A 17,844-nucleotide genomic window follows, 5' to 3' on the forward strand; every position below is an offset into this window, starting at 1 on the left:
ATAAACGTGTTAAATACTCAATTTTCACCATGGCCGAGCTTTACTGAAGAAGAAACCTCAGCAGTTACCGCAGTATTACAGTCGAATAAAGTAAACTACTGGACCGGTCAAGAAGGTCGAGAATTTGAAAAGGAATTTGCCGCCTATACTGACAGCAATTATGCCATTGCCGTTGCTAATGGTACTTTGGCATTAGACTTAGCTCTACAAGCATTAGACATTAGTACTGGTGATGAAGTTATTGTTACCTCTAGAACCTTTATTGCTTCTATTAGTTCAATTATCAACGCCGGGGCAACACCAATATTTGCTGATGTAGAGCTAGATAGCCAAAATATCAGTGCGGCAACTATCAGCCCAGTACTAAGTGAAAAAACTAAAGCCATTATTTGCGTACATTTAGCGGGTTGGCCTTGCGAAATGGACGCCATCATGGCGCTCGCCGAGCAAAAAAAAATTTATGTTATTGAAGATTGTGCGCAAGCACATGGTACAAAATATAAAGGTCGATCTGTTGGTAGCATAGGTCATATCGGTGCTTGGTCTTTTTGCCAAGACAAAATAATGACTACTGGCGGTGAAGGCGGTATGTTAACCACCAATGATGAGTACTTATGGCGTAAAGCTTGGGCTTTTAAAGATCATGGAAAATCTTACGCCGCAGTTTATGAAAAACAGCATCCCCCAGGTTATCGGTGGTTACATGAAAGCTTTGGTACTAATTGGCGCTTAACAGAAATGCAATCAGCCATAGGTAGAATTCAACTTACGCGAATGCCAACATGGACAGCGCAACGTAATAAAAATGCCGATAAAATATTCCAGGTTTGCCAACAATATCCTTGGTTGATAGTACCTGAAGTACCTGAGTATATTACTCATGCCTACTATAAATGCTACGTCATCGTAGATGAGACCAAGCTACCTGCTGATATTTCTCGAGACAGCATAATCAGTGCTATCAACGAGCTGAATGTTCCATGTTACTCAGGCAGTTGTTCTGAAGTATATAAAGAAAAAGCCTTTGAAAAAACAACCTTTAGACCCAAAGCAGATTTGGTTAATGCAAAAAAGCTAGGAGAAACAAGTTTGATGTTTTTAGTGCACCCAACGCTCACCACCGATGAAATGAATACCATATGTCAGCTACTCATTCAGAGCTTGGATAGCATTAATAATAGAAAATAACAGCTAGATCTATTAACATAAATTTAGCTATTCGCTGATGAAAATGTAACAATATATTGCAAGAATAAAAATTACAGATCGTTAGCGTGTTTTTGCGTTAAGACGGCGTGTTGTAAGGTGTAGTTTCATGGTTAGACGAATTGATTTAATACCTAGTTCGATTAAGCTTTTGCTTGCAATTATTTATGATTTAATAGCGTTAAGCATCGCATTTTATCTTGCCTATATTATTCGTTTAGGCGTCGACAGTGTTCAAATATCATGGCATGAGAATATCGGTTTCATTACCGTTGTCACATCAACCATTGCGCTATTCTATGCCTTTGATGTTTATAATTCAGTCGTACGTTTTTTTAACGCTAAAGCATTTTTGAAGATACAGTTACTGCTCATTATTGCCAGTGCCATTTTATATCTAACCAGTTTTGCTTTTGACGCCTTCGTTCCCCGTTCAGTACCCATTGTATTTCTTGTGCTTGCTAGTATTCAAATAGCTGGCGCTCGTACTTTATTTAGCTTTGTCGTCAAAGAACACTGGTTTGATGAACGTGAAGGCGTTGTCATATATGGAGCAAGCAGTGCTGGTCGACAGCTATATCATGCGTTGTCTCAAGGCAATAAATACCAACCTTTAGCCTTTTTGGATGAAAAGAAACGCTATGTCGACCGAACAGTTTTAGGGCTAAAAATTCACCCTCATCAAAATATTGGAAAATTAATTAAAAAATATGGCCAATTCAAAGTTTTAATAGCCATTCCTAAAGTTGATCCAATACGGTTAAAACAAATTGTTGATAAACTCGAGCCCTACGCGCTTGAATTACTTACCATCCCTAATCTGTCTGATATTGTCTCAGGTAAGCGCAGCATTGATGAGTTAAGAGAAGTTTCCGTTGAAGAATTACTAGGCCGCAAACCAGTAAAGCCTATTACTGAGCTCTTGAGCGCCAATATCACAGGAAAAATTGTCATGGTTTCTGGCGCTGGCGGCTCTATCGGCAAAGAGCTTTGTCGACAGATAGTCATTAACAAGCCAAAAGAGCTAATATTGCTCGATGTCAGCGAAGCATTACTCTACGAGGTTCACCAAGAGCTTAGTGAAGCGCTAAAAGAAAATAATGATAATCTCATCATTAAGCCATTAATTGGTAATGTGCAAAATGGCAGACTAATGAATCAAATTTTTCATAAGAATAGAGTGCAAACTATATATCATACTGCGGCCTATAAGCATGTTCCTATGGTCGAAAGCAATGTTATTGCGGGTGCTACCAATAATGTTTTAGGCACTCATGAAATTGCTCAAGCAGCAATTGATTGCGAAGTAGAAACCTTCGTGCTTATTTCAACAGATAAAGCGGTTCGGCCGACTAACGTTATGGGAGCAACCAAACGCCTAGCCGAATTAGTATTACAAGGTTTTGCTCAAAAGGATCACAATACACGCTTTGTTATGGTTCGCTTTGGCAATGTACTCGGCTCTTCTGGCTCTGTTGTGCCGTTATTTAAGAAGCAAATTAAGCGTGGTGGTCCAATAACGATTACCCACCCTGATATTATTCGCTATTTTATGACTATTCCTGAAGCGGCACAATTAGTGATTCAGGCTGGTGCTATGGGTACAGGTGGCGATGTTTTTGTCCTTGATATGGGAAATCCAGTGAAAATTGTCGATTTAGCTTACAAAATGACTCATTTAATGGGCTTAACCATTAAAGATGATAAAAACCCAACTGGTGACATTGCTATAAACTATAGTGGCTTACGCCCAGGCGAAAAGCTTTATGAAGAACTGTTAATTAGTGACAATGCTAAAAAGACTAAGCACCAACGAATTTTAACCGCAAATGAACATTCATTACCTTGGCCAGATATTGATAAAATAATCAGCACATTAAAAGTTGCTATTGGCGATGAAGATGAAGCAAAAATTCGTCAATTACTACTCGATGCCCCGCTTTCTTATCAACCATCCCCCAACAGCGTAAAGTCAAATAGAGCAAACGCGAAAATTAATAGTAATGCCGCTTAGCTCATTAGGCGCTGCACTCCAAGGCTACAGCCAGGTTATTTAACCAGCATTAACCAAGCATCTGCATAATCAGGTAGATCCTTATTAGCTTGATGGTAATCTTGCCAACCAAAATAACTATCAACCAGTAAATCGAGTTGAAAGAGGTTATTATCAAATGCTCCCCCTTGATCAGACAACACCCCCAAGCGTGCTACCTTTTCATCAGCCAATTGATAACTCACCATAAATAACTTTCCTAAGCCCAGCTCGGCGACATTACCAGCAAAAGAAACCTGTGGCGAAATCGCTATTTTACTATCAAGTGTTTCACCGTAGCCCATAATGCTCGGAACTTCAGAGAAGTACCAATAACGCGCTTGTTCTCGCTTGCCAATGGCATAATCATAAGCAATACCATTATTACGGTGAACATTAAAATAACGACGTTTACCATTAACTTCAACAACACCTGTACCTTGCAATAGCACATCATGCAATGCTTCCTCAGTAAGCCATATTAAAGGCTTTGCCAGCATCTTATTGGCCAGTACGCCAGCAATCACTTGCTGACGGGTATATTGATGACGGGTTAGTGATAAATTGTCATTTGCTTCCTTTAATCCTAACCCTTGTTCATCGTACGGCAGAGCATAAAGCGCTTGATTATATTGCTCAGTTTTAACCTCACTCGCGGTTAATAACTTAGTATAATATTTGGTTAAGAAAATTTTATCTTTAGGTATGGCATTTAACATTCTACTTTTAACTTCATTGGTACTTTTTAGTGCAATAGCCCGTGCAGTTTTAACATCAGGCATCCAACGATAAAAGTCAAAATGCTCACGTAAAAACACCTCATCGTGCAGCCGGCTATTACGCTTAGCTCGCACATCTTCACGATAAGTCTGACAAATAAAGGCAAGGGTCTGTTTCACCTTAGGTAATGTCACTGTACTATCAAAAACCTTACCCGCATGCACAGCAAACTTGTCTTCTGAGAAGTCGTTCAAATAGTGCTTAGTTTCATCAGCAACATTACACAATGCACTCGCTTTAAAGCCTTTCATTTTCCCAAGTACTGGTGTTTTATCAAGGACAAAAAATTCGCTAGACGCTTGCGCAGCGTAATTAAATGTTACAACGATGAAAAGAATAAAAGGTAAGCAAAAACGCATAAAATGATGCCACTAAATTGAAAGTAACGCCATGGTATGTCAATCACTAAACCTGCGCTACTGTAGCGCCTAAATAATTACTAAACGATTGAATAATTTATAGAGAAAACCATAGCGAGTGGCTCATCATTAATAGCTAAATGAACTGATAATAATGTCTAATTCCAATAATAAAATTTCACGACTTATAGGCTCGCCATGTTAATTAGCGACATTAACGTTTTCAGTTGCTTATCCACCTCCTCTTGGTTGCCGCTATTCTTATTATTGCGCTCTGTTATCGTAAACCCTGTATTTAACCTAAAATAGTCTTGATACAAATCACGGGTAGTAAACTGCTCTCCAATACGTAGATCAATGTTATGTTGGCTCGCTTGTTTAAGCAGTTTAGCGCCATTTAAATTTGGCACTTGTATCCATAACACAAAGCCACCCGATGGTGAGCTGATTTTGCTGGCCGCAGGTAAATTTTTTGTTAAGTAGCGCTGATAACTCAAGGTTTGTTGTTGTATCACTATACGTAATTTTTTTAAATGTTTGGCATAATCACCATTACTAATAAAGTCAGCAAGCGCGAGTTGCACAGGTGAAGAAACCCCTTGATTGCAATACTTACGCCTTTGCAAATACTGCTCTGCAAAACGACCAGGCCAGCACCAGCCTAGTCGATAACCCGCGGCGATTGTTTTCGAAACCGAACCACACCATAAAATGTAGCCTTGCTTATCCCAATGCTTTGCGGGCAAGGGCATCACTTTATCGTGCGCCAATTCAATATAAACATCATCTTCTATGATCGGAATTTTATAGTTTTGTGCTAACTGCGCTAAGTGCTGCTTTTGCAATGCCGTCATCGAAATTCCCTGAGGATTCATATGAGAAGTACAAAACAAACCAGCTTTAATCTGCTTACTCTTCATATGTTGTTCAAGTTGAACCAGATCAATCCCCTGTTCTGTTGATGGTATTTCGACAACTTTACGCCCCAGTGCCGCCAGCATATCTAATAAACCATTAAAGCAAGGCGAGCTAATGGCAACGGCATCACCAATTTCAGTACATATTTCTAACGCAGTTCGAATGGCATCCATACAACCATTGGTGATCAACAGCTCATCGCTGGCTATATGAAAGTCGTAACTTTTAAAATGCGTGCTCAGGCTATCTCGTAGTATTTTCTCTCCCTGCACATCAGGATAAAAACTAATATTACTGCCCTGCCTTTTTAAGGCGCGACGAAAACTGTTTTGCAGCTTATCCAGTGGTATGAAATCAGTAGAAATACGTGCAACACCCAATGGGCCGACGATTGCTTTATTTACTGAGCAACGAGCGGAATAATGAAGCGAATGGCTACTCGAAAAGTTGTCTACACTGTCATCCGCCTTGTAACGTTCAACCACAGGGAGCTTTGGCGCGGTCATAATGCTTTTAAACGCAACCAGTTCAGGTTTTTCATTTATCGTTCGTTGACCACAGACAAAATATCCCGATTGTGGCTTAGCCACTATCCAGCCTAAAGATTCAAGATACTGGTAACAGTTAAGTGCAGTACTCATACTGACCAAATGTTGCTTTCGAAAGGTCCTTAACGATGGCATACGACTACTTTGCCGCAATATCCCGCTACTGATATCTTCAATGCACATTTCGGCAAGATCAATATATCTCATTTCTGCGTTTTATCCTTTCGACTGTAAAGCGAAAAACCTTGTTCTTTATAGCCAGTGGACTTACAGCCACTAGTGTTAAAAAAAAGAGAGAAAAAAAAATTGTACTCTTTTTTATATCATAAATTGTATCTGTTCTCTTTTTGTATTTCATCAATAATAACGGCTATTGCAAGAAAACAAATTTACCTGCTGGCTATTAAAAGGACAAACAATGAATAATCGAGATCTACTACTGGGCATTTTTGTCATGATAGTTTGGGGACTAAACTTTTCGGTGATCAAACTTGGCGTCAGCGAAATAGACCCGTTGTTGCTAACCGCATTGCGCTTCACTTTTGCGGTTATTCCAGCGGTGTTTTTTGTTAAACGACCACAGGTAAAATGGCGCTATTTAGTCGGTTACGGCTTAACCTTTGCGATTGGAGTTTGGGGCATGGGGAGTTGGTCAATTCAAGCTGGACTTTCTGCTGGCATGGCCTCGGTATTAATGCAAATGAATGTTGTTATCAGTTTGTTAGTTGGCTACTTTTTACTTAAAGAAAATATCACTTCCATGAGAATTATTGGCAGCGTCATTGCCATTATGGGCTTAGTGTTAAGTATATTGGTAACCGATGGTTCAGTAACGACATTAGGCTTACTGCTTATTTTAATCGCTTCTTTGTCTTGGAGTATTACCAGTATTATTGTCAAAAAGGCTGGCACCAAAGAAGTTTTTTCCTTTAGTATTTGGGGCATGTTATTTGCGCCTTTACCTTTGTTTATCCTCGCTTTTTTACAAGGCTCTCATCAACAGTTACCAACTTCAGATTTACTGATGAATCCCTCAGTTATCTTCTCTGTGCTATTCCAAGCCTATCCAGTTACGTTATTTGGCTACTGGGTCTGGAATCGTTTGTTAGTGAAATATCCTTTAAGTACTGTTGCCCCGTTATCTTTATTGGTGCCTATTTTTGGTTTATTGGGTAGTGCGATTTTTTACCAAGAGAAAATAGGCACAATGAAAGCCGTCGCCTGTATATTGGTACTTACTGGCTTAATGATTGGTTTAATAAACGCAAAAAAGCTGAAAGAGTATTTACGCCAATCCACTTCAGCAATAAAACTTAAGTGCAAACTCGCTAAGTGATCAGTGCTTTTTACCGATAAACCTTGCTGCATCGCTAAATATAGTGATAATCGGGCAAGGTTTATTTGCGTATAGATGATTAGTGAGTATGAAGTGCAATTATTAGAAGTTGAATGTTTAGGTAAAACACTACGATTAGAAGGTTCGATGGCCGGTTGGCAACAGCTTTTTTGGGACGAGCAATGTGTCTCACAAATTGATGCTAATGCCGATAATGAAGCATTTTTACACCAGTTTTCTTTACAAAGTGAGCAAGGTGAAATACAAATAGAACTTAAAGGCGTATTGCAATGGCAACCTTTTGCACTGCAATTTCAACTGTTAGTAAATAACGAAGTTTTGCTCGACAATACCCTGCATGAAAAAGATATAGAACAGCGACAAGTTATTCAAGGCGAAAAACAAGCGATTAAGTTTAGTTTTGTTGGCTTGGCAGGCCTTGGCTTAAAGCTATTGAAAAGCGCTAAAGTCATTAAGGTGCTGTTTGCTGCAGGTAGTTTAGCCGCGTATAGCTGGTTATTTTCAATTCAATTTGCCATTGCCTTAATTCTTTGTTTAGTTTTTCATGAATATGGTCATATCAAGGCAATGAAATACTTTGGCCTAAAAACCAAAGGCATTTACCTCATTCCTTTTGTTGGCGGTTTAGCCCTTAGCGACGACAAAATTAATACTCGCTGGCAAGATATCGTTATTTCCATCATGGGGCCCTTCTTCGGCCTAATACTTTCCATTGCCTGTTTAGTGGGTTATTGGCTGACTGATATCGAAATACTGGCCGGCATCGCGGTATTTAATGCCCTGCTGAATTTGTTTAACTTACTACCGATATTGCCATTAGACGGTGGCCACGTGCTTAAAAGCATCGCCTTTTCGATCAATTCAAAATTGGGGTTAGTGGCTTGTGTACTAGGGGCAGTATTTGGTATTTATATTAGTTATCACTTTGGTTTAGCGTTATTAGGCTTTTTACTGGCGATTGGTAGCATTGAAATATTCTTTGAATATAAACGCCGACATTTAAGCCCATTACTGCCACTTAATCGCTATGCGCAAATTGTCTCAGCGGTATGGTATGTGGTTACGGTTGCAGGTTTAGGTGGCATTATTTGGCTAGTTGGCCAAACAGGTAACGACGCTTTATCACTACCACTTAAAATATTAGGCAGTTAAGCTCAACGTTATTTAAGGTAGATGGCAACTAATACCTACTACCTTAATTTCTAACGCTATTCTATTAAATAAAATGTACTGCGAGTAATTTTATAGCTCTTTAAAGCAAGCAACTCAACACGAGTAGAGTTACTCTTTTAATTGCCCTTTTAAAAACTCTATCACTCTTTTATGGCGCATTTTCACAGCAGAAAGCTTTAAATTACAAATATCGGCTATTTCCTGAAACTCCAAATCAGTGCGGTAACGTAGTAGCATTATGTTACGATCAGCGAATGATAAATCTACCATTAATGAGGATAGTGCCGTCGCTAAATCTTCATGATTACTTTCATCAGCAACCAAGTTTTCTAGGTATTCTTCATTTTGTTCAATGGTATCCCAACGCCGGCTTCTTATTTTGTTAATACACTCGTTATGCGCAATTTTGAACAGCCACGCTTTAAAAGACACTGACCACTTAAAGTTTTTCAACTGGGTGAGTATCTTAATAATTATTTCTTGTACAACATCTTCTGCATCAGGCTGGTTATTCAGCAGTTTTGCACAATACCCCTTTAATAAAGGTAAATATGGTGTAATTAACTGCTGAAATAAACGCGTGTCATAGGGCAGATTTTCTTGTACTAAAGCAACAAGCTGACGTTCATTAAACGTAGTCAAACGTTAAAAAACTCCAGTTATTGTTTAGTAACTTTGTTAGCTAATAAAAAGGTATTAGGGATGGTTGTCATTGATTCACCTTCACCCATGACTTTGCTCGCTACACTACCAATAGAAGCCAATGTTCCTTTGATATCTTGTACTTCAATCGTATCACCTACTTGATACATTTCTCGTAAATACACGCCGGCAACAATTTCTTGTGCCATTGACTTAGTACCAATACCTAACGAAATGGCAGCAGCTAAACCAACACTAGCAATAACAACGGTCATAATATTATTAAGTAAGGAAACATCAATATCGAGTTGAGTAATTGATAATGAAACAGTGATAACGATGATAATACCGCGACACACTTCAGCAACAGAGCGTCCGTAATCAACACCGGTGTTTTTAGCTGCTATTTTTACGCCATTGAAAACAATTTGCGCAACAAAAAAACCACATAATAATACGGCAAGCGAAGCGAGTAACTTAGGCAAAAATAGTATTAAAGTATCAATTAGCCCTGAAAGTACCGTTAACCCAACAATGTCTAACGCCGCTAATAAAAATATTAATAAGAAAAAGGTTGAAATAATACTCGCAACTACTTGGCTACCGGTAACGGTCACTTCCATTTTATTCAGCAAAGTATTTAAACCCAGTTTATCTAAAAAAGTATCAAAACCAATTTTAGTTAACGACTTATTCAAAAAACTTTTAATCAGCGATGACACAATCCAACCAGCAAGTAAAAATAGAATGGCGACAATCAAATCAGGTAGAAAGGTTATCACTTTCTGCCAAATAGCGATAAAGCCTGAGTATGCTTTTTCAGTGATGTTATCAGTATCCATTATTTATTCCCGTTATTAGTTGTAGTCTTATTTATCGTTTTTGAGTTATTGGCCATTTGCTTAAATATTGGCTTTAAAATTTTCATAAATATGCTGACAAAAACCACCCAAATCGACGCCATACCCAGCGCTAAAAGATCTTTCGTCCCCTGCTGGTTATTGGCAGTTACTGTTGCACGTTTAAATAATTCGTCATCTGAAGTGCTAAAAGCTAATTCAGAATTATTTTTTAATTCTTCTGCTATGTTTTTTTCTATATCTTTCACTTCATCCTCCAGCAGTACGTTCATTGCTTAACCCTTTAACGCTTGAAAAGTTAAGAAGTCACATTAATTTTGTATAAATTTTATTCTTATCATTGAATACGCACTTTTAAATCGCGTGTATTTTACGCTAATTCATTAATTTTTACCGTTTTCATCATTAAATTAAAAAAATAAATAAAATTTGTGACTTTTACTTTCCCCATCCGTTATAGAGCTAACTAATAAGAATATTACATCAAAACTTAATAAGGATTTATCCATGAAAACTTTTAACATAACTCTCCTCGCTGCACTCATTAGCTCACCTTTAGCGGCAAACAACATTGATGAAACATGGAAAGTAGGCGTATTTGGCGATTATATAAAATCAAGTACAAGTAAAGACAACAACATTGACTGGCAACAAATTGAAGCCGGTAAAGGTATTGGTATTGATTTACAAAAAATAATTAATGACCAATGGAATGCCCGCTTTGAATTAGCAAAAACGCGTTACGACATTAACAATGGCCGTGATCATGATTACGGAACACGCGCAGGTATTGACGCTATTTATAAAGTTGAAGACAGCAACTTTTACCTTTTCACTGGTGTGAAACGTTTTAATAATGTGAAAAGTTACAACGCTATTAATGTTGGTGCCGGTCATACTTTTCAACTAAATGATCGCTTTTCTGTATTTAGTGAAGCCGTTGTTTACCGCGATGTAAATTATGGCTATACCGACCAAGGCTTTAAAGTTGGTTTACAATACACTTTTGGTGACGTCAAAAAATCTCCTATCGTTAATAAAGCAGTAAAAAAAGCAGTAGCACCAACGCCAGTAGCGAAAAAAGTAATGGTTGTTGATACTGACAATGACGGAGTTAGTAATGCACATGACAATTGCATGAATACGCCAGCAAGCGTAAAAGTCGACTCGAAAGGCTGCACCTTGTATGCAGAAAAAACAGCAGCAATTAATCTAAATGTTACCTTTGCAAATAATAGCTCGCAGTTAAAACCAGCCATGGTAAATGACATTCAACGCTTAGCTGACTTCATGAAAGCGTACAAAAACACCACGGTTGATATTGAAGGACACAGCTCTGCAGCTGGTGATAACGCTTATAACTTAATGCTTTCACAAAAGCGCGCTGATGCCGTTAAAAATAGCTTAATTAATCAGTTTAATATTGACGCTAGCCGTTTATCTGCAACCGGTTTCGGTGAAACACAGTTAATTTCTCAAGGAAATAGTCGTGCTGATCACCAGGTAAATCGTCGAGTAGTTGCCAAAATAGAAACAAAAATTAAGGAAGTAGTGACTAAAAAGTAGCAAGTAAAGCTAAAAAGCATTAATACCCAAGCTAACCAAAGATGCAAAGTTCAGTATCTACAAGTAGCTTGGGCTTACCTTGCTAAATTCAACATAAAACTCGTTATCTATCTTAATAAAGGAATGTAAAATGACATTAACAAAAAAAATGGGTGCTGAATTTATCGGCACTTTTTGGTTAGTACTGGGTGGTTGCGGTAGTGCTGTACTTGCCGCGGGGTTTCCAGATGTAGGCATTGGCTTATTGGGTGTCTCTTTAGCATTTGGTCTTACCGTATTAACCATGGCATTTGCGATTGGACATATCTCTGGTTGTCATCTTAATCCGGCGGTTTCAATTGGCCTTTGGTCAAGCGGCAGATTCCCTACTGCAGAACTTGCACCATACATAATTGCACAAGTTGTAGGCGGTATTACAGGCGCAGCAGTACTGTACGTTATTGCCACAGGACAAGCAGGCTTTGACGTATCAGCTGGCTTTGCATCAAATGGTTACGCAGAACACTCACCCGGTGGATACAGCTTAACCGCGGCACTAGTGACCGAAATAGTAATGACTTTTATGTTTCTTATCATTATTTTAGGCGCCACAAATAAACGTGCGCCACAAGGTTTCGCCCCTATCGCGATTGGTTTGGGCCTAACGCTTATTCACCTGATCAGTATCCCGATTACTAATACCTCGGTTAACCCAGCACGAAGCACCGGTGTTGCTATTTTTCAAGGCGACTGGGCGATATCACAATTATGGCTATTTTGGGCAGCGCCAATCGTAGGTGCAATTTTGGCTGGCATAGTTTACCGATGGTTTGAAGACGACGAAAAAGCTCAATAAAATCGATATAAACAGCTACTAGTAAAGTGTTACTTATTTCATGTAAACACCACGCTAGCAGCGTAAACCTTATAACTAATATAAAAAATCACAGGAGATTTATCATGAATAAACTCGTACATATTATCTTGGCGTTATTGTTACCGCCCGTCGCAGTATTTTTAAAAAGTGGATTAGGAAAAGACTTAATAATAAATATAGTTTTATGCTTAATATTTTATGTTCCAGGCATTTTGCATGCTATCTGGCTTATCACAAAAAAGTAGTGCTGTGCATTTCATTAATAAAGGTTAATTAAGAGTAATAATGACGAGTAAAATTATTGGTGTAATTCTTATTATCATCGGTGTCGTTTTAGCACTGTGGGGTTACGACATATATGATTCAGCTAGCGTGCAGTTAAACCGTACATTAACTGGTGATACCCCTATTAAAGTTTGGGCGGGTATGGCTGGCGGCATCGCTACCGTTTTAATCGGTTTCACATGGCTAAAGTGAGCATGAACTTTCTTCGATAGTTTGCTGCGATAACGAGTACTAGCTATGCGTACTAATTATTCGAACGGAATTGTTCTCGCGGCACATTGAAGTAAAAGCAAAAGCCTTTAACGTGAAGGTTATTGTTTTTCTAAAGCAAGCAGCCCCTAGCAGGGCTGCTTTTTAGTATATTAAGTTCCATATTTAAGTCAGTTAAACCAATCAACTTAATTAGTGAGTCAAATTTTAATAGCGATAATTCTTCATGAACAAGGCACTTGATTGACCAATAGCTGGTTATTAGGATTGAAAGCAACGATATTATTTGAGATTTAGGCCAGTTAAAATGCTGGCACTTATCAAAAAACATGTGAAAGGAACAAGCTGTGATTTCAAAAAAAGTAAGAGAATTATTTGTGTCATTAATGGAAGCAGGCGATGACGCTGCCGTTTCTTATGATATTGAAACAGAGCAATACAGCGGATATTTCAATAACACTGTTGTGGATAAGTACATTGAATTAGGCGCGCTAGAATTAGTAGAAGGCGGTAGTGGCGCCACCACCATTTTGATTAACAACCGAGATGACTTTTTAAGTTCATTTGCCGCTGGTGCTCGCGAAGCTAAAAACGGCGCTGATCAATCCTACGCCGACTACAACGCAAACCCTTTTGCCTTTTCTGTTGGTTATGAACACTTTCATCAAATTGCCAAGAAAAAACGGACAGTAGTTGGCTATATTTGTCATGGTTTTGAAAATGATGATACAGGGTTGGTGCATAACCAGTAGCCTTGTAAATTAGCATTCACCCTTATAGCGATTATTAAATGTTATTTATCCTACTGCCAACTTAGCTGTCTCATGCCACAAATACGCGGGCATGGGGTGTTTCAGCTTTCTTGTGATATTCATTGTATAATGCTCTCCTAACTTCCCTGACTATCTATAAATATAATATCTCGCTTACACAAAAAGCACCGAAAAATATAATCATAAACAACATCTATTCGGCAGAGTTCAATAGCGAATTACTTTTTCATTGCTGTAATGCGCTGACATGTATTTTATTTAAAATGTGTAGTAAGTTCCTATCTCATTAATTTAAAAGATTAAATCAGCTAATTTCGTTACTAATTGGTCGAGAGAAAATATAGTGCTCCGCGATTTTTTTGTAGAAAGAAATATAACTCTACTTAATAAAATTATTAAACAGTGAACGGCTTGGCTAAAGCGTTTGATGGGGCAGTATTATCGATCAAAAGTACGTAACAATAGTGGAAGTGGTGGTGTTTGATTTACAACTTTCTAAAATATTACAATTTTTATCCGGTAGGTACTAAGAATATATGATTTATACTGACATTGGCTCATTAGACGGTGACAAGTGGGAAAGCTTAATACAAGCAGTTTTTAAAAAGAAATATGATACCTATCAAGAAATGGTAGCTTCACCCGGTGACCTCGGTATTGAAGGATTTGTACTTAAGGAAGGTATCATGATTCAGTGTTACTGCCCTGATGAGGAATATGTTGCTGGGATTCTTCATGAAAAACAGCGTGATAAAATCACTACTGATATAAAAAAATTATCAGCAAATAAAGAAGAAATAGTTAAACACATTGGAGATTGCAAGATTTCACAATGGTTGTTTATTACCCCTCGGATCGGTAAGCATGATATCCATGCTCATGCTAGAAAAAAAGAAAAGGAAGTTGAGGCTGAAGATCTTGAATTCATAGCTGATGATTTTCAAGTGCTCGTAAAAGACCTTGGACATTTTATTCAGGACATCAGACAGCAACAAATTATTGAAGGAGAACAGCTAAGTTTTTCTTGTGCCATAGGTGAGATTATATCGGAACCTGAAATGACTACTGAGTATGATGACAATATTAGAGATAAAAACAAAATCCGTAGTGTTATCAAAAATGTATATAAGCCTAAAAATCATATTCGACTTAATGAACTAACCAAAAGGCTCTATTTGGATGGTTACGATATTTTAAGACGTATTTTCAATCAATCGCCAGAATTGTATGAGCGTATTGCAAAGTTAGTAAATAATTTTGAAGATGACGTGGAGGAAGTTTCTATGAGCTGGGTAGATAGCCCACAGAAGTTGATAACATCGATGGAAGAGAAACTGATTGAACGCTTTGGAAAAGATAGTCATATATCAACAATTGAACATGAGGACGTAGTTTCAATTACGAAACATATGGTGGCGAAGTGGATTGCTGAATGCCCTATGAGAATTGAATAATGAGTAAACTAAGGTTCTCTCGCAAAAAAGCGGCGGTAATCCCTGAATTACGACCCATGTATAAAATAGGAAAACTATTACTAATTCTTAAACTTTGCTGCTCTGGTGGAAAAGCTAGCTTATTGAAGTTGCATTTATTCAACTGGGCGATGTTGGATCCGAAACGTTTACAGGCTCTACAGCTTTCAGCAAAACAGAAAGAGTTATTACTAGGTGTCTGGGGAATAGATCCATCACTTAACATGGCTCTTAGCTATGCAACCTCTGAAGGTTTACTTACTAGAACATCCAATGGCGCTTATCAATTAACGGGTAAATCAGAACGCTTTATTTTAGGAACTAAACTTTTGGAATTATTCGATACAGAAACTAATGAATTAAAAACCATTGCAAAAAAAATAACGGAAACAATGGTGACACAAGCAGCGAAAAGGTGGGTAGATGAAATTTAATCAATTATTTGTAAAATTAGCAGCCACAGACAATTCAGATTATGGGTATCGCATTCCGTTTAGCTGCGGCCTTAACATCATTCGTGGCGATAATTCATCAGGGAAAAGTACATTTGTTAACTCTCTAATTTACGCTCTTGGTATGGAAGAAATCATTGGTTCTAAAGGTAGCGCAGCGTTACCTTACGCTTTAAAAAGTAGATTTGATCTAAATGGAGTTGATAAACGAATTATCAACTCTTCAGTGTACTTAGAGTTAGAAAATAGAGATGGTAGAGTTATTACGCTAAAGCGAGTGATTAAATCAGATGAAGCTGATACAAAGCTGATTCAGATTATAGAGGGTGCTTACTTAACGGATCCTTCTTTAACTAACTTACAAAGCCGGTATACTTTTTTGCACGATGCGGGTTCGGCTCAAGATGAGCAAAGAGGATTTTTTGCGTATCTAGAAAAATTTTTAGGATTGAAGCTTCCAAGCTTATCTGACAATAAAGGCAAAGAAACAAAACTTTACTTGCAAGCAATTTTTTCAGCTCTTTTAGTAGAACAAAAACGCGGTTGGACTGACTATATTGCAAATATTCCATATTACGGCGTAAGTAGTATGAGGGAAAAAGTGGCAAGCTTCTTACTTGACCTAGATGTATTTAGGAATACTAAAAAACTTAATGAACTTCAGTCTCAGCGTTCAAAACTCACGGCTGAGTGGTCAGAACTAATTACTGAAATTAAGCTTACGGTTGAAGGTAAATATTTATCAATTTCAGGACTTAGCAAAGCACCATCTATAGACTTCGATTCAAAGCTCGTTTCGATTAGCGAAAGGAAAGGGATTGAAATTCAGCCAATTAAATCGATAAGAGAAGAACTCAGGAAAAATATGATCGAGGTCATTCAAAATGAAAAATCTCAACTATCTGAAGAGCCTCTGGCTTTAATAAAAAATATTGAGCTAATTCAAAATAGAATTGATGAATTACTAGTTATGCAGAGTATGTGTAGTAGCCAGATAAAGATCAATGAATCTCAGCTTGGTCAATACGTTGAAAGCTTGAAAAGTATAAAAAAGGATTTAAAAGCTAACAAGTTAACTGAAAAACTGGTCAAGTTTGGAGCCGATGAATCAGAATTAGATTTTGCTAAAGGCAAATGCCACACTTGTATGAACCCTATTGATGACATCTTAATTTCACCAGATAGCGTTGCAATGCCAATGTCTCTTCAAGAAAATATTACACATTTGGACAATCAAAATAAAATGACTAAGTCTCTACTTGATGGACTAGAGAAAAATATTGAAAGAGACAAAGGACAACTGTTAACGATAAACAGAGAAATCATCAAATTCAGGAAAGAATTGATTTCATTGAAACGAGATATAAAATCAACTAACACAGTTAAAGAATCTGATGTCAGGCGCAAAATAACATTGGAAAACAGACAGGCAGAGCTAAGCAAACTAGAAGAAAAAGTAGAAAGTATCCTTACAATATTAGCTAATTTGTCAGTGGCGTATAAAGAGCTAAACGGTTCTATTTTAAATTTAACTAAGTACAGCTTTACTTATGAAGATAGAGCTAAAATTTCAAAATTCTCAAATGAATTTAAATTATTAGCATCTAACTTTGGATATCGTAGTGCAGAGATTAATGAGATCGAGATAAAAGCGGGAACTTTACTTCCTTACCTACAAGATCTTGAGTTGAGAGAGCAACTGGATACGCCATCTGAGTTGAAGAAAAAAGAAGGTGTAAAAAGTACTACAGATATCAAATCAGATTCATCTGCGAGTGATTTTGTAAGGTTGATTTGGTCTTATTTAATTGCTCTATATAAAACATCTGCTTCTACTGGTGGAAACCATCCTGGTTTGATTTTATTTGATGAGCCAGCTCAACACTCTATGAGTACAAAAAGTGTGAATAAAATGCTGGAAATATTATCAACAACACAAGGCCTACAAAGTATTGTTGCAGCATCATTTGATGAAAATGATGAAAACTACGCGACATCGGTTGCAGGGTTAAATGTTAATAATTTTAAACTTGAGTATTTACCGAGAAAAATTATAACTAAAATATCAACTAATTCTGTATCGAGACACCAAAGTACTTAAGATATACTTTAATATTTTGTTGTATATCCATATTGAACTAGCGTAAGTAAAATTAATACATCACTTTATTTACGCTAAATTTTAATTGTTTGGTTTAACCATCATGTAGTCCAGCTGCAATCGCACAGCTATAAAAAATACAACTTTTGCTCTTATTCAATCTAACCAACAAACAGAATTAACAAAGTCTATAATTTTGCCTGTGTCATTTTGCGTTTGCTAATAATCTAATGCTTTTCAGTACACGCGTTGAA

General features: G+C 37.5%; 17 protein-coding genes. 12 read left to right on the top strand and 5 right to left on the bottom strand.

From position 1 onward, the window contains the following. Positions 1 to 6 precede the first annotated feature (6 nt). Together B7C41_RS15920 and B7C41_RS15925 are read left to right on the top strand one after the other, a co-directional pair. A complete protein-coding gene (locus B7C41_RS15920; RefSeq protein WP_085299956.1) occupies positions 7 to 1,188 on the top strand; it encodes a DegT/DnrJ/EryC1/StrS family aminotransferase in 1,182 nt (393 codons plus the stop codon). A gap of 127 nt (positions 1,189 to 1,315) precedes the next feature. Beyond that, positions 1,316 to 3,220: a polysaccharide biosynthesis protein gene (locus B7C41_RS15925; protein ID WP_085299957.1), complete on the top strand. Its 1,905-nt coding sequence runs from the start codon at positions 1,316 to 1,318 to the stop codon at positions 3,218 to 3,220. Between the two features lie 35 nt (positions 3,221 to 3,255). Here the strand turns inward: B7C41_RS15925 and B7C41_RS15930 are convergent, their stop codons facing one another. Both B7C41_RS15930 and B7C41_RS15935 read right to left on the bottom strand, forming a co-directional pair. Beyond that, entirely contained in the window at positions 3,256 to 4,377 is a 1,122-nt protein-coding gene (locus tag B7C41_RS15930) for an MltA domain-containing protein (RefSeq protein ID WP_085299958.1), read from the bottom strand. Positions 4,378 to 4,562: 185 nt separating this feature from the next. Further along, positions 4,563 to 6,050 (bottom strand): aminotransferase-like domain-containing protein, encoded by a 1,488-nt coding sequence (locus tag B7C41_RS15935; RefSeq protein WP_085299959.1) that lies wholly within the window; start codon positions 6,048 to 6,050, stop codon positions 4,563 to 4,565. A gap of 211 nt (positions 6,051 to 6,261) precedes the next feature. On the opposite strand from B7C41_RS15935, the gene B7C41_RS15940 reads away from it, so the two are divergent. Beyond that, positions 6,262 to 7,179 (top strand): EamA family transporter, encoded by a 918-nt coding sequence (locus tag B7C41_RS15940; RefSeq protein ID WP_085299960.1) that lies wholly within the window; start codon positions 6,262 to 6,264, stop codon positions 7,177 to 7,179. A 93-nt stretch (positions 7,180 to 7,272) separates the two neighbouring features. Beyond that, positions 7,273 to 8,352, top strand: coding sequence for a metalloprotease (locus B7C41_RS15945; RefSeq protein WP_085300280.1), 1,080 nt, complete (start codon positions 7,273 to 7,275; stop codon positions 8,350 to 8,352). Positions 8,353 to 8,481: 129 nt separating this feature from the next. Here the strand turns inward: B7C41_RS15945 and sigX are convergent, their stop codons facing one another. The 3 genes from sigX to B7C41_RS15960 are packed head-to-tail and all read right to left on the bottom strand — an operon-like array spanning position 8,482 to position 10,123. After that, on the bottom strand, positions 8,482 to 9,015 hold the full coding sequence (gene sigX / locus B7C41_RS15950) for an RNA polymerase sigma factor SigX (RefSeq protein WP_085299961.1): 534 nt from the start codon (positions 9,013 to 9,015) through the stop codon (positions 8,482 to 8,484). Between the two features lie 17 nt (positions 9,016 to 9,032). Continuing rightward, positions 9,033 to 9,857: a mechanosensitive ion channel family protein gene (locus B7C41_RS15955; protein WP_085299962.1), complete on the bottom strand. Its 825-nt coding sequence runs from the start codon at positions 9,855 to 9,857 to the stop codon at positions 9,033 to 9,035. Continuing rightward, on the bottom strand, positions 9,857 to 10,123 hold the full coding sequence (locus B7C41_RS15960; RefSeq protein ID WP_158089149.1) for a hypothetical protein: 267 nt from the start codon (positions 10,121 to 10,123) through the stop codon (positions 9,857 to 9,859). The genes B7C41_RS15955 and B7C41_RS15960 overlap by 1 nt, the downstream gene beginning before the upstream one ends. A 259-nt stretch (positions 10,124 to 10,382) precedes the next feature. Between B7C41_RS15960 and B7C41_RS15965 the strand changes: the two genes are divergently transcribed. The 8 genes from B7C41_RS15965 to B7C41_RS16000 all read left to right on the top strand — a co-directional run bounded on the left by B7C41_RS15965 (position 10,383) and on the right by B7C41_RS16000 (position 17,590). Further along, a complete protein-coding gene (locus B7C41_RS15965) occupies positions 10,383 to 11,441 on the top strand; it encodes an OmpA family protein (RefSeq protein WP_085299964.1) in 1,059 nt (352 codons plus the stop codon). 130 nt (positions 11,442 to 11,571) lie between these two features. Then, entirely contained in the window at positions 11,572 to 12,276 is a 705-nt protein-coding gene (gene aqpZ / locus B7C41_RS15970; RefSeq protein ID WP_085299965.1) for an aquaporin Z, read from the top strand. Positions 12,277 to 12,380: 104 nt separating this feature from the next. Next, positions 12,381 to 12,542 carry a YqaE/Pmp3 family membrane protein gene (locus B7C41_RS15975; protein WP_085299966.1) on the top strand — a complete coding sequence of 54 codons (162 nt, stop codon included), beginning with the start codon at positions 12,381 to 12,383 and terminating at the stop codon, positions 12,540 to 12,542. Between the two features lie 40 nt (positions 12,543 to 12,582). Continuing rightward, positions 12,583 to 12,774, top strand: coding sequence for a DUF3185 family protein (locus tag B7C41_RS15980; RefSeq protein WP_085299967.1), 192 nt, complete (start codon positions 12,583 to 12,585; stop codon positions 12,772 to 12,774). A 365-nt stretch (positions 12,775 to 13,139) separates the two neighbouring features. Next, complete coding sequence (locus tag B7C41_RS15985) at positions 13,140 to 13,544, top strand: hypothetical protein (RefSeq protein WP_085299968.1); 405 nt, start codon at positions 13,140 to 13,142, stop codon at positions 13,542 to 13,544. A gap of 557 nt (positions 13,545 to 14,101) precedes the next feature. Further along, positions 14,102 to 15,019, top strand: a complete 918-nt coding sequence (locus B7C41_RS15990; RefSeq protein ID WP_085299969.1) for a hypothetical protein — start codon at positions 14,102 to 14,104, stop codon at positions 15,017 to 15,019. Beyond that, positions 15,019 to 15,471 (top strand): hypothetical protein, encoded by a 453-nt coding sequence (locus B7C41_RS15995; RefSeq protein WP_085299970.1) that lies wholly within the window; start codon positions 15,019 to 15,021, stop codon positions 15,469 to 15,471. The genes B7C41_RS15990 and B7C41_RS15995 overlap by 1 nt, the downstream gene beginning before the upstream one ends. Then, positions 15,461 to 17,590, top strand: coding sequence for an ATP-binding protein (locus B7C41_RS16000; RefSeq protein ID WP_085299971.1), 2,130 nt, complete (start codon positions 15,461 to 15,463; stop codon positions 17,588 to 17,590). The genes B7C41_RS15995 and B7C41_RS16000 overlap by 11 nt, the downstream gene beginning before the upstream one ends. Positions 17,591 to 17,844 lie beyond the last annotated feature (254 nt).

Origin of the sequence: Cognaticolwellia mytili (genome assembly GCF_002104475.1) — a bacterium.
Lineage (GTDB): Bacteria > Pseudomonadota > Gammaproteobacteria > Enterobacterales > Alteromonadaceae > Cognaticolwellia > Cognaticolwellia mytili.